The organism is Acetobacter sp. DmW_125128 (assembly GCF_008704325.1).
GTDB lineage: Bacteria > Pseudomonadota > Alphaproteobacteria > Acetobacterales > Acetobacteraceae > Acetobacter > Acetobacter oryzifermentans.
In genome coordinates this window covers 1-12624 of record NZ_VHOP01000037.1, presented here as the reverse complement: position 1 = coordinate 12624, position 12624 = coordinate 1, and the positions used below count along the sequence as shown (strand labels likewise).

The following is a 12624-nucleotide window of genomic DNA, read 5'->3' as shown; positions in this document are numbered from 1 at the left end:
AGGAAACGGTGATGACAGGCACTTTGCATATTATTGGCGCGGGCATGGCCGGTTTGGCCGCTGCGGTAGAAGCGGCGGGCTCTGGCCCACGCATTATCGTGCACGAAGCAGGCCGCGCCTGTGGCGGGCGGGCGCGCTCTTATATGGATCGTCAGCTTGGTTGCCGCATTGATAACGGTAACCATCTGCTGCTTTCTGCCAACAAAACTGTTTTCCGTTATCTGGGGCTTACCGGCGCGCTGGACACCTTAACCGGCCCCCACGCGCCACTTTTCCCCTTTGTAGATCTGGCCGAAGATGCGCGCTGGACATTAAACCTTTCCCGCGGGCGTATGCCGTGGTGGGTATTTCAGCCACATCGGCGTGTGCCGGATATGCGCCTGCCTGATTTGCGCAGCCTGTACCGCTTGATGAACGCAGGTGAAAACGAAACAGTTGCAGATTGCCTATTGCCCGGTGCCTTCGCCCGGCGGCTTTTAGAGCCGTTTGCTATTTCCGCCCTTAATACGCTTACCGATACCGGAAGCGCCGCATTGCTGGGTGCTGTTATTCGCGAATCTCTTTCCTTGGGGGGGACGGCCTGTATGCCGTGGTTTGCCAAGGTTGGCCTTTCCGAAACCTTGGTGGATCCGGCCCTGAAGCATTTGCAGGATATGAATGTAGAAGTGCGTACCCAAAGCCGTATTACCGGTGTGGAAGAAGCGCGCGGCCGCATTACAACCCTGCATACGCCCGAAGAAGACATTACCTTGGGGCCTGATGATTCCATCATCATGGCTGTACCTGCTCCTGTGGCGCAGAGTCTCTTAGCCAACAAGATTGCTGGCATAACCGCCCCAACGGAATTTGAAAGCATTCTAAACCTGCATTTCAAGCTGGATGAACGCCCCATTCCACAAGGCTCTTTTGCGCAATGTGGGTTTATGGGCGTTATTGGCGGCGTAACGGAATGGGTTTTCCTGCGCGAAAACATTCTGTCTGTTACCGTAAGCGCCGCCAACCGCTATGCAGACCAGAATCAGGATGATCTGGCCCGCACCATCTGGCAGGAAGTCTGCCAGGCTTGTGATGCCGTGCTGGAGCAACCTCTTCCGGCCACACCGGCGGCCCAACGTGTTGTGTGGGAAAAACGCGCAACCTTTGCAGCCACACCTGAACAAAACCGCCTACGCTGTGGCCCTGCTACACCTTTGGTAAATCTGGCTCTGGCCGGAGACTGGACAAACACCGGCTTGCCCGCAACCCTTGAAGGGGCCATGCGGTCTGGCGTGCAAGCTGTTCATACTTTGGGCCTCAAGCACCCTCGGTAATATCCCCTTAAAACGCACTGCGCTCTAAACAGCTTTACGCTTGCAAGCAGAAAGGATTTTCTGACATGGCCGCCGATGGGAGTGCTCTTTCCGAATCACGCCTTTCTTCAGATGTTCTGGATCGTGCGGTTCTGAGTGCGCATACCGCTCTCAGTCAGGCCCAGCAAAATGATGGGCATTGGGTTTATGAGCTGGAAGCCGATGCCACCATTCCTGCCGAATATATCCTGCTCGAACACTTCATGGACAGGATTGACGATGCGCTGGAGCAGAAAATTGCCATCTACCTGCGCCGTATCCAAAGTGAAGAGCACGGGGGCTGGCCCCTTTACCACAATGGCAAGTTTGACCTTTCCGCCACTGTAAAAGCTTACTTTGCGCTCAAAGCCGTGGGGGATGATATAAATGCCCCCCATATGCAGCGTGCACGAGAAGCCATTCTGGATCATGGTGGGGCGGAACGCTCAAACGTGTTTACACGCTCCCAGCTTGCTTTGTTTGGTGAAGTGCCGTGGCGTGCAACTCCGATTATGCCCGTAGAGTTGATGCTGCTGCCTGCCAAGGCATTCTTTTCCGTGTGGAACATGTCTTACTGGTCCCGCACAGTTATTGCGCCGCTTCTGGTGCTGGCAGCCCTCCGCCCTGTGGCGGCAAATCCACGCCAGATCCATGTGCGTGAGTTGTTTGTTACTCCGCCAGAAAAAGTGCAGGACTGGATTCGCGGCCCTTATCGCTCGGCATGGGGGTATGTTTTTAAAGGGCTGGATAGCGTTTTGCGGCCCATCGTACCGTTTATTCCCGAAAAAACACACAAAAAAGCCATTCAAGCCGCCCTTGATTTTATCGAACCTCGCTTAAATGGCAAAGATGGCTTGGGGGCTATTTACCCTGCCATGGCCAACGTGGTGATGATGTATCGGGCCATGGGCGTGCCGGATAAAGACCCGCGTGCAAAAACGGCATGGGAAGCCGTGCAGGCCCTTATCGTTGAAAAAGACGATGAAGCCTACTGTCAGCCCTGCGTTTCCCCTATTTGGGACACCGGACTTTCTGGCCATGCCATGATTGAGGCAGCCTCTGGCCCCAATGGAATTGCGCCAGAAAAAACGCTTGGCGAGTTGAAAAAAACCTCTGCATGGCTCCGCAGTAAGCAGATCCTGAATATAAAGGGAGATTGGGCCGTTCGTAACCCCAATCTGGCCCCCGGTGGCTGGGCTTTCCAATACGGGAACGACTATTACCCCGATGTGGATGATACAGCCGTAGTGGGTATGCTGTTGCACCGTGAGGGCGACCCGACAAATGCTGAAGCCATTGCGCGTGCGCGTGCATGGATTGTGGGCATGCAAAGCACAGATGGTGGCTGGGGTGCTTTTGATATCGACAACAACAAGAATGTTCTCAACCACATTCCTTTTGCCGATCATGGTGCATTGCTCGATCCACCCACAGCAGATGTCACCGCACGCTGTATTTCCTTTCTGGCCCAATTGAAAAACCCAGAAGATGAGCCCGTTATCAAGCGTGGACTGGAATATCTGCGCAAGGAGCAGGAAAAAGACGGTTCCTGGTTTGGGCGGTGGGGCACAAACTACATTTACGGCACATGGTCTGCGCTGTGCGCCTTAAATGCTGCTGGCATTTCCCACGATGACCCAGCCGTGGTGAAAGCTGTGGAATGGCTCCGCTCTGTCCAGCGAACAGATGGCGGCTGGGGCGAGGGTTGCGAATCTTATGAAGGCGGCCCACACGGCACGTATGGTGAAAGCCTGCCATCACAAACAGCATGGGCTGTTCTGGGCCTGATGGCCGCAGGTCGGCGGGATGATCCAGCCGTAACGCGCGGCATTGCATGGCTGGCCGACCAGCAGGACGCTAATGGGGAATGGCATGAAGACCCCTATAATGCTGTTGGCTTCCCCAAGGTGTTTTACCTGCGTTACCACGGCTACAAGCAATTCTTCCCGCTTATGGCATTAGCCCGCTATCGTAACCTTGAAAGCAGCAATACCCGCCGCGTTTCCTTTGGGTTCTAAATCAATGACATCAGCCTCTGCCCAACCTTCGCCCTCTCGCCCCGGCATTCTGGTGGGGTTAAAAGCGGAAGCACGCCTTATCCGCTCTATTTTCCCGCATGCTGCCATTGCCGCTAGTGGCGCGACACATACCGGAGCAAAGCGCGAAGCTGCCAGATTGGTTGCCAGCGGGGCTGATTGTCTGCTCTCCTTTGGTTTGGCTGCGGGGCTGAACCCGGCATTATCTGCTGGCAGCATTGTTATTCCAGAAAAGGTTTCCTGCTGGGGCACAAACGCCGTATGCGATGCCACTTTACGCCATATTTTAGGTGGAGATCAGGCGGGTGTGCAGGGTGGAACGCTGCTGCATAGTGATACCGTTGTAATGGATGCAGCCCATAAGGCGCAGCTTTTTGCACAGTCTCATTGCCCTGCATTAGATATGGAAAGCGGTTTTCTTGCAAAAGCAGCAGAAGAAGCCGGGCTGCCCTTTGCTGTACTACGGGTTATCTGCGATCCGGCAGACCGTTCCCTGCCCCCCATTGCAGGCTCTGTTCTTTCCCCTGAAGGGGGCCTGCAAATCGGTAAGTTAATGTGTGATATCGTGCGCCACCCAACACAGATTGGTGGGCTTATTCACCTTGGGCAAGATGCAGCTTTGGCACGTAAAGCCATGATCTCGTTTCTAACGACACAGGCGCAAACCCCTGCCTTTAAACGACTTGCAGGCGACTAATTCTGCCTAGCGCCCATCCATATTGGATACGATTCCATCTGCATCCTCATCATCTGAGGATGCTTCAAATTCTTCCCATACATTGCCTACAGGACGGTTGAGAAGCACAAAGCTACCTCCAACCATCGCTGCACCTATAACAGGAAACAACCACCGGAAAACCAGCATACCCCAGCTATCTTGCGGATGGCTGTACGCCACAGCCCACCACCCCGTAAAACACATCAGCGTAAAGCCACCGGTCATCAATAGGGCAACCAGCAGAATACGCTTGACGTAAGGCGATGCTAACCCGCCCTGCTGCGGCTTATTGTTTGAAGGCGCGGGCAAGGAAGTTCTGCGTTTCAAGAGAAACGGGCAAAGTGGTGTTGGTAAGAGCAACACCTTTCCACCCGGCACCCAGAGCCGTGTATAGATTTACCGCATCACGCAGACGCTCCAACTTAGCAAGAGCCTCCATGTTCTGGGCATTCAAGGTGGTGCGTTCGGTTGTCAGCACTTCCAGAAACCCTACCAAACCAGCACCGTAGAGCTTACGCGCACGCTCACTGGCAGTTGCGCTATCTTCTGCGGCTTTATGCAGCTGTTCGGCATATTCAATATCATCATGCCATGCCGCCATGGCATCTTCTACTTCCTTGAAGCCCTGCAAAACAGTCTGACGATACGTGAGACGCGCAGCTTCTGCCGCAGCCTGTGCTGCACGAACTTCTGCCGTCATCTTGCCGCCGTGCATCAATGGCATGCTGGCCATCAGCAGGAACTGCCAGCTCATGGCATTTGCCTGAAACGCCTGATACATGGCCGATGCATTGGGGTTAAAGGTGAGCGGCACCACAAAGTGTGGATACAGGTTGGCAACAGCCACACCAATCTGTGCCGTGGCAACGGCATATTGCCGCTCCGCCATACGGATATCCGGGCGGTTGGCAATAACGATAGACGGCAGTGTAGCAGGAAATTCCGGAACAATTGGCAGAGGCCGCGGAATCTTCAATTCCTCTTCCAGCTCACCCGGCATTTTACCCAGCAGCACGGCAATGGCGTGTGTTACCTGCGAAACACGTGTTTTTAGCGGTTCACGCGCAGCAATCTGCGCATCCATTTCGGCCTGTGCCTGTGCAATCTGCAAGGTGTTGCCCACACCTTCCAGATACAGCTTGTTGGTCAGGTCCAACGCATCCTTAGCAACGCGAATGTTATCCGTGGCGATCTTGATCTGAAGCTGTGTTACGCGCAGCAACATATAGTCGGATGCAAGCTCGGATAGCAGACCCATCAGCAACGCGCGGCGGCCTTCAATATTGGCTTCAACCTGATGTTCATGCGCTTCCACATCACGGCGGATACGCCCGAACATATCCAGCTCCCACGATGCCATCACACCATATGTCAACATAGAAGCTTCTGGCCGGTTAGCCCGATTACCGGGGCGCAGTGGCCAGTTATCGATGTTGATGGAATAGCGCACATCACCACCGCCCATATTAGCATCCATTTGTGGATACCATTGTGCGGCAGACCGATCACGAATGGCCCGTTCGGCCAGAATACGCTGTCCGGCAATCTGCAGATCGTAGTTGCCCTTAATGGCATCATCCACCAAGCGCGTGAGAATGGGATCTTTGAACAAAGACCACCACTCTGTCATTTCCTTGTTGGTGCGTTCGATCTCTTCAGGCGTAGCCGGATGCTCTTCCTCCGTCTCCTTGAACGCTGCCGGAACCTTCATGCGGTCTGGCTGATAATTTGGCCCTACGGTACAGGCTGACAACAACATGGATGTTGCCAGAAACAGCCCAAGGCGACGACGACCCTTCATGTTCTGTCTCATGTCCTGCGCTTACAGATGATCTTGCAGCCAGGTCGTCAACTTTCCGCGGCGGCCTCTGGGTTCAGGGCCTACGCTCACAGTTGCCGTCATACCTGCTGCCAGCGTGACACTATCGGGCACGTGGTCAATGTGAATACGAACAGGAATACGCTGTGCCAGACGCACCCAGGTAAAGATTGGGTTCACATCCTGCAGCCCCAGCTTATCTGGTGTGCCGTTGGTATCGTTAATACCGCGCGCAATGCTGACAACATGGCCTGTAAGGATAGGCTTATAGCCCATCAGCTTAACGCGGGCTTCATCACCCACGTGTACGCCCCACATCTTTGTTTCTTCGAAATACCCGTAAACCCAGTAGGAGTCGGAATCGATAACGGCCATACGTGCCTGCCCGGCAGAGGCGTAATCGCCCACCCGCAGGTTCAGGTTGGTGATGTAACCATTTACCGGAGAATACAGAACCGAACGCTGCAAGTTCAGTTTGGCCACATCCAAAGCGGCACGCGCTGCATCCACAGATGCAATCTGTGTGGCCACATTGGAGTTAAAGACCTCCTGTTCTTCGGCCGACACAATGCCACCCAAGCCCATACGACGGCGGGCATCATTGCGTTTCAGCTTCAAATCTTCCAATGCGCCATCAAGCCGGGCCTGTGCCTCACGAATAGCAAGGCGGAAACGCACCGGATCAAGCACAAACAGTGGGTCACCCTTATGCACAAACTGGTTATCCACGATGGGAATCTGCACCACTGTGCCAGAAACTTCGGGGGCCACGTCCACAACGTAAACACGCACACGGCCATCGCGGGTCCAGGGTGCAATCATATACACGTTCCACAGGGTAATCCCCAGAACGATGGCCAGTGAGACGACCGCAAGGGTCAGAACAACTCGTATCAGGGTGCGCAGAAGGGGCATTGCGGAGACTCAAAAGCCTTTTCGGGTCAGACGCAGAGGATCAGCAGGCAAAGAATACTGACGTATAACGATACTTCGAACAACGCGATATGCCAGAACCAGCCCAGAAGGCCGCTCCACCACAACACGAAGCGAACAAACATTGTAATCGGCAGCGCCGCTAGGGCGTACACGACAATAGGTGCAATAAAAACACCAAATATATTGAATTCAGCTAGCATGGCACTGTTCTGGAAACTGGCATTACCGCATGCCTCTTTTATCACCACCAATGGTATCCCGGTGGTTTTGGGCGGCTTGCTCAACCCGGTCAAGAACGCCGCAGCATTCTTCCAGCTCCGTGGTGGAAACATCTTCCGTTAGGCGGGCTGTCACTTCATCCGCCACACGGCTGACAAGAGCAGCAACACTGCGCCCTTCTTCCGTAATACTTACCAGTTTGGAGCGGCGATCTTCTTCATCCGTTTCACGCACCACGTAGCCACGCTTTTCCAGCACATCCAAAAGCCGCACCAGTGAAGGGGCTTCCAAGGAGAGGAAGCGGGCCAGATCTGTCTGGCGCATGGGTGTTTTGGAGAAGTTGAGATAATAAATGGGCCGCCATGTGGCGTCTGTCAGGCCGAAGGCCCGCAGATCGGCATCAATCTCCCGCCGCCACACAGCAGCAAGACGCGCCAGCCGATATCCAAAGAAACGGCGGGGCTCATTGGCCATAACGGGATGATGATTCGGTTCCATTCCCTACCCACACTAGTGAGCGCGCAAACAATTTGCGCACTCACGAAAGACAGCGCCATCATTTACAGAAAAAATCCTGCGCGCCAATGCAAATTTGGAATGGAACCTATGGTTTCGTCCAGACTGGACGATTTCAGTCCTTTTTCCGCCGCACAACGTCCCACACTTTGCGAGATCCACCACGGCCCATGGCTGTTGCAACGGTTGCCGTTACGGCTGCCATGGTCATGGAGTCGCGCATCATGGTGATATTGCGGTCACGGGCAATGCGGGCTTCCACTTCCTGCACTGTCAGGTAAGAACGACGGCCAAACAGCACACAAACCAGAGCCACAAACACATCCAGCCCGAATACTGTAAACGCCGCACCTACCGGGCCAAAATGCCCGACAAAAACCAGAAGCACCCAAAGGAGCCCATGCCCTGTAATCAGGGCAAATAGTCCAAATACTGCCGCCATTGCCAACAATACGGCTTGCTTGCCGTATCGTATGGCCATCTGTTGCATCAGGTTAGACTGAGCATTCAGGGCGGATTTACCAAGATCAAAGATACGCATGGGCTCCGAGGCTACCTTTGTTCAGATGACGCACAAGCGTCAGCGTGACAGACGCCCAAGGATAAAGCCCACCACGCCGGAAATGGCAATGGACAACCAGGAAGACTGACCACGATTACGCTTAGCAAGATCGCTTTGTGCATGATCGGCCAGTTCGCGCGCATTGGCAACCGCCTGCTCCTTCAGCGTGCCGGCTTTATCCCCTGCACGGCCCAGCGCTGGCACCAGATGCTGGGTCACAAGGCGTTCAAGATGCGCTTTTACGGCTTCCAATTCGTCCCGCGCCGTGTCGGCTGCGGCTTCACCTGCTGCTTTTACTTCTTTGATTTTATCTGAAGACATGAAAGAAACCTCCGTTTACCTGCCTGAAATATAGTGCACTTTACTTCTAACCCACGGAAAGGGACATAGTTGCATGCATACCACGCATGGCTCATCCACAGCACTGGCGGTTCACAATCTAGCGTTCTTTCACAACGCAGAACCCCTCACGCTTTCTCTACCGGCGGGAAGTTGCACAGCCATACTGGGAATCGGGCAAGACAATGCGGATCTAACCTGTTTGGCAGAAACATTGGCTGGCAGACGCCCCTTTACGGTTGGGCAGATAGAAATTAACGGCACACCGTATAACTTAAACACATCTGGCCATAAAAAACTGGCAACAATAGGCCCACACGCGCCCTTGTTTCCGCACATTTCCGTTCTGGACAATATTCTCCTGCCCCTGCGCGCCAGTGGCACGTTTCATAAGTCTGAAATCGCACATCGCGGGGCTGAAATACTGGCCCTGACTGGCTTGGAAGCCCTGCGTGCCCAACCGGCCCGCATACTCAATGCAGAACAGATATTTCGGACGCAGCTAGCACGCGCCCTGATCATGCAGCCCGATGTTGTGGTTCTGAATCAGCCTTTCGAAAACATGGACCACCCCACCATCCGGCGTGCAATCACATTTTTGGATCGGTTACGCCATGCCATAGGACTGAGCATTCTGCTGCTTTCACGCCAGAAGCAGGACTGTATGATAGCGGCAGATCAGATTGGCGTTATGCAAAATGGCACCCTGTTACAGATAGGAGATGTTGCCACCCTACTAAACCGCCCTGCTTGCCTAAGCGTGGCAGCACAGTTTGGGGATGCCAATGTTATCAGCGGCAAGGTATTACTTATAGAGGATGATATTGCCGAATTGCGCCTGCCATCGGGCGAGACAGTGGAAGCTGTGGCCGATTACAATCTAGAAGAAAATGATCTGGCCAGCATTTGCATTCTGCCTGACCGCCTTTCCGTTCTGTTTCCTCGCTCCGGTGGCATGGAGATAGAAGATAAAACAGATATTGCCTGCACTCTTGTTTCCGCCCATCACATTGGCCACGCCATTGCCATGCGGTTTCGCACCTTGGATGGCACGGAAATTATAGCTCACCGCCCCCTGATCCATTTGCCGCGTGAACTCCGCCCCGGCAACAAGGCCATATTGGCTTGGCAACCACAGAACGCTATCGCCTTTCCGATGGATGCAAAATAAGGCTAAACTCATCTGCCTTCATCTGGCTGCACTATATGCGCGAGGTCACCCTGTTTTCTTTTTCTTTCCTGCACGGTCGCTCCAGCGGGACACCGTCACCCCACCCTCAGAAACAAGCGCCTTCTGCCGGGATCATTTCCCGACGGAAAGCCCTGCTGGCTGGGTTGGGCGGCGGCGTAATCTCTCTTGCCCCTCAAATGGTTCAGGCGCGTCCTGCGCGTAAACACACAATTGCGCATGCAGACGCCGCCTTACGGGTTCTGACATTCTCGGGCAGGATTTGTGACATACAGAAAAAAATCCTTTTTGCCGGATACACACGTCAGACACATCACCGCATCATCACCTCTGGATGGGACGGATCTCTAACCGCTCTCCAGCAACAGGAAAAAAACAGCCCCAAACATTGGGCTGCGGTCATGATGGAAAATAGCAGTCTGGCGATAGGACGCAGCGCAGGCCTGCTTGCTCCTTTGCCTGAAGATGCAGCACAACCCAATTATTCCACCAGCATTGATTACGCTATTGCGTGGGATAGCTCACGTTTTGACACCCCCCCCAACTGGGCGGACTTTTGGGACGTCGCCCGCCATCCGGGACGGCGCAGCCTACGGCGTGACCCACGCACCACGCTAGAAATTGCCCTACTGGCTGATGGCGTACCATCCGAAATGGTTTACCGCACACTCAACACCCAAGATGGGTTAATACGGGCCTTCCGGAAACTGGATCAGCTACGGCCTTATATTGTCTGGTGGTCCACCCCGGAAGAAGCCGGGCAGATTTTAAAAAGCGGTGGCGCCCTTATGGGACTTGCGCCTACCGGGGAAATGCTGAACACAGCCGATGGAGATACCAAGCGTTTTGGCATCTGTTGGCAACAACGCTTACAGGTGCGTTACGGCTGGGGAGTGCCTCATAGTTCTGCCACCACTGCTACCGCGCTCAGTTTTGTATCATGGCTTGATCAGGCACAGCAGCAGCAAGCATTTTCTAACGCATGGCCATCTCTACCATCCATGAGAGATATGGCCGTGGATACCACCTTACGCCACTTGGCTGCGCCCCTTGTTGTTGATGATATCTTCTGGATAAATCATTTAAACATCATTGCAGAACACTTTGAACAATGGGCGCTCCGCAAGTGATTCCTTCTCTGATGCAAATCCCATTGCCTTATTCTTTTTTATGGGGATTTGTCTGCATAAGTATAACAAGCATATTTCTTGTGTTTGTTCTGCTCATGCTGGCATTTGCCATACATGCTGGGCGCATTTTTTATATTTCATTCTTTATGTTGTTTATTCCAGCATCGGTTCTTAGTATTTTTTTGCCTGTTGTCATCAACACACCTTATACCCCTTTTTTACAGGGTGCCTTAAGCTTACCTTTGCTTGCACTATGGCCGCTTGCCAAACTTGAAACCCTACCAGAAGCATGGGGACCTACAGCACGTGAACTGGGGGCCAACCGAAGCGCATGCCTACAGCTCATCATCTGGCCCCTTCTTAAGAAACCTTTAATCGTAAGCTTCTTCCTCTCCCTCTTTTTTGGCATTGCACAATGACGGCACCTTTTTGGGAAACAACCCCACTTACAAAAATGACCACAGAGCAATGGGAAAGCCTGTGTGATGGATGCGGACGCTGCTGCTTGCACAAACTGCGTGATGATGACACGGAAGAACTGCATTACACATCTGTTGCGTGCCGTCTGTTGGATGTTAAAACATGCCAATGCACAGATTACGCGCAACGCCATCGCAAAGTGCAAGACTGCATTACTCTAACACCAGAGATGATTCCCGAACTTGATTGGTTACCGCCTGATTGTGCATATCGCCGTCTTTCGGAAGGGCGTGGCCTACCACAGTGGCACCCATTGCTAACGCATACTGCCCAATCTGTTATCACCGCGGGTGAATCTGCTGCAGGACGCTGTATAAGTGAAAGACACGCAGGGGCACTGGAAGATTACATTGTCCGTTGGCCCGGCCTTCCTGCTGAGGAATCTCTCTAAAAAACCTTTACCCGGAAAGATGTTTTCTTGAATTGCAAAGAACATTCATCTTGGCCAGAGCATGTTATGCTGCAAGGATATGGTTCTGCAAAAATAATTTGGCGCGTTTCAACAAAAGCCAAACGCTGTATCTTACGAATTTCTGCAAAAGAACAGGCTATTCTTGTTACTTTGCCTAAAGGGTTCCCTTACACACAGGCCTTGGCTTTTGTACATAAACAAGCGCAATGGATTACAATACGCCTTGAAAAATTAGTGCAAACACCACATTTTGCTATTGGCTCCCATATTCCTATTCAAGATAAATACTACACAATTTGCCATGCCCCTCATCGCAAAGGTGGTGCGTGGCTAGAAAATGATTGCCTTTTTGTAAGCGGAGATCCGTCTTTTCTTGCGCGACGCGTGGAAGACTTTCTTAAGCAACATGCAACCAAAATTCTTACTCAAGAAATGCACTGCGTGGCCCAAGCTGTTGGATTACGCCCTACACGGTTAGATATTCGTGACACATCGAGCCGTTGGGGAAGTTGTTCATCTTCTGGACGTATAATGTTGTCATGGCGTTTAATAATGGCACCATTTTTTGTACGCCATTATTTGATTGCCCATGAATTAAGCCATCTACAACATATGAACCATAGTGCCCAGTTCTGGAAAATGGTTGACACATTCACCCCTCACAGACAGCAAGCCGAAAATTGGCTACAACACTTTGGACCAATTTTACACGCTGCTCGATAAAACATACTGTTGCAGTTCTCTCCGACCATGCTAAAACGCTTTCAATCATCAGAGATGCATCATTGCATCTGCGCGAACTTGGCGGAATGGTAGACGCAGGAGACTTAAAATCTCCAGCCTGTAAAAGGCGTGCGGGTTCGAGTCCCGCAGTTCGCACCACTAACCTGTTGAAATATAACAGTAAAATGAGAATTTGACGGGTCTGCGGGATTTTCCC

At 52.8% G+C, this 12624-nt stretch carries 15 protein-coding genes and 1 tRNA gene; 9 read left to right on the top strand and 7 right to left on the bottom strand.

Annotated elements, in window-relative coordinates:
* The first annotated feature begins 11 nt into the window (after positions 1 to 11).
* From hpnE to FKW19_RS11165, 3 genes are all read left to right on the top strand, one after another.
* Positions 12 to 1310 (top strand): hydroxysqualene dehydroxylase HpnE, encoded by a 1299-nt coding sequence (gene hpnE / locus FKW19_RS11175; RefSeq protein ID WP_063353347.1) that lies wholly within the window; start codon positions 12 to 14, stop codon positions 1308 to 1310.
* A gap of 65 nt (positions 1311 to 1375) precedes the next feature.
* Entirely contained in the window at positions 1376 to 3346 is a 1971-nt protein-coding gene (shc, locus tag FKW19_RS11170) for a squalene--hopene cyclase (RefSeq protein WP_089178415.1), read from the top strand.
* A 4-nt stretch (positions 3347 to 3350) separates the two neighbouring features.
* On the top strand, positions 3351 to 4061 hold the full coding sequence (locus tag FKW19_RS11165; protein WP_089178414.1) for a hypothetical protein: 711 nt from the start codon (positions 3351 to 3353) through the stop codon (positions 4059 to 4061).
* A 6-nt stretch (positions 4062 to 4067) separates the two neighbouring features.
* Here FKW19_RS11165 and FKW19_RS11160 read toward each other — a convergent pair whose 3' ends face one another.
* The 7 genes from FKW19_RS11160 to FKW19_RS11130 form a co-directional block, all read right to left on the bottom strand.
* Complete coding sequence (locus tag FKW19_RS11160) at positions 4068 to 4391, bottom strand: hypothetical protein (protein WP_231621227.1); 324 nt, start codon at positions 4389 to 4391, stop codon at positions 4068 to 4070.
* Positions 4369 to 5895 (bottom strand): efflux transporter outer membrane subunit, encoded by a 1527-nt coding sequence (locus FKW19_RS11155; RefSeq protein WP_150150543.1) that lies wholly within the window; start codon positions 5893 to 5895, stop codon positions 4369 to 4371. Before FKW19_RS11155 ends, FKW19_RS11160 begins: the two co-directional genes overlap by 23 nt.
* 9 nt (positions 5896 to 5904) lie before the next feature.
* Complete coding sequence (locus tag FKW19_RS11150) at positions 5905 to 6816, bottom strand: HlyD family secretion protein (RefSeq protein WP_003625609.1); 912 nt, start codon at positions 6814 to 6816, stop codon at positions 5905 to 5907.
* Between the two features lie 26 nt (positions 6817 to 6842).
* Positions 6843 to 7037 (bottom strand): DUF1656 domain-containing protein, encoded by a 195-nt coding sequence (locus tag FKW19_RS11145; RefSeq protein ID WP_150150598.1) that lies wholly within the window; start codon positions 7035 to 7037, stop codon positions 6843 to 6845.
* 22 nt (positions 7038 to 7059) lie between these two features.
* Positions 7060 to 7554, bottom strand: coding sequence for a MarR family winged helix-turn-helix transcriptional regulator (locus FKW19_RS11140; protein WP_150150599.1), 495 nt, complete (start codon positions 7552 to 7554; stop codon positions 7060 to 7062).
* Positions 7555 to 7687: 133 nt separating this feature from the next.
* Positions 7688 to 8113 carry a phage holin family protein gene (locus FKW19_RS11135; RefSeq protein ID WP_006116764.1) on the bottom strand — a complete coding sequence of 142 codons (426 nt, stop codon included), beginning with the start codon at positions 8111 to 8113 and terminating at the stop codon, positions 7688 to 7690.
* A gap of 39 nt (positions 8114 to 8152) precedes the next feature.
* Positions 8153 to 8455 carry a hypothetical protein gene (locus FKW19_RS11130; RefSeq protein ID WP_003625602.1) on the bottom strand — a complete coding sequence of 101 codons (303 nt, stop codon included), beginning with the start codon at positions 8453 to 8455 and terminating at the stop codon, positions 8153 to 8155.
* 73 nt (positions 8456 to 8528) lie between these two features.
* Between FKW19_RS11130 and FKW19_RS11125 the strand changes: the two genes are divergently transcribed.
* From FKW19_RS11125 to FKW19_RS11100, 6 genes are all read left to right on the top strand, one after another.
* Positions 8529 to 9644, top strand: coding sequence for an ATP-binding cassette domain-containing protein (locus FKW19_RS11125; protein ID WP_089178412.1), 1116 nt, complete (start codon positions 8529 to 8531; stop codon positions 9642 to 9644).
* Positions 9599 to 10792 (top strand): extracellular solute-binding protein, encoded by a 1194-nt coding sequence (locus tag FKW19_RS11120; RefSeq protein ID WP_238331268.1) that lies wholly within the window; start codon positions 9599 to 9601, stop codon positions 10790 to 10792. The genes FKW19_RS11125 and FKW19_RS11120 overlap by 46 nt, the downstream gene beginning before the upstream one ends.
* Positions 10774 to 11211 carry a spermidine/putrescine ABC transporter permease gene (locus FKW19_RS11115; protein WP_089178411.1) on the top strand — a complete coding sequence of 146 codons (438 nt, stop codon included), beginning with the start codon at positions 10774 to 10776 and terminating at the stop codon, positions 11209 to 11211. The genes FKW19_RS11120 and FKW19_RS11115 overlap by 19 nt, the downstream gene beginning before the upstream one ends.
* On the top strand, positions 11208 to 11663 hold the full coding sequence (locus FKW19_RS11110) for a YcgN family cysteine cluster protein (RefSeq protein ID WP_089178410.1): 456 nt from the start codon (positions 11208 to 11210) through the stop codon (positions 11661 to 11663). The genes FKW19_RS11115 and FKW19_RS11110 overlap by 4 nt, the downstream gene beginning before the upstream one ends.
* 66 nt (positions 11664 to 11729) lie before the next feature.
* Positions 11730 to 12407: a M48 family metallopeptidase gene (locus FKW19_RS11105; RefSeq protein ID WP_089178409.1), complete on the top strand. Its 678-nt coding sequence runs from the start codon at positions 11730 to 11732 to the stop codon at positions 12405 to 12407.
* 72 nt (positions 12408 to 12479) lie between these two features.
* Positions 12480 to 12566: transfer RNA gene (locus FKW19_RS11100), tRNA-Leu, on the top strand.
* Positions 12567 to 12624: the final 58 nt, after the last annotated feature.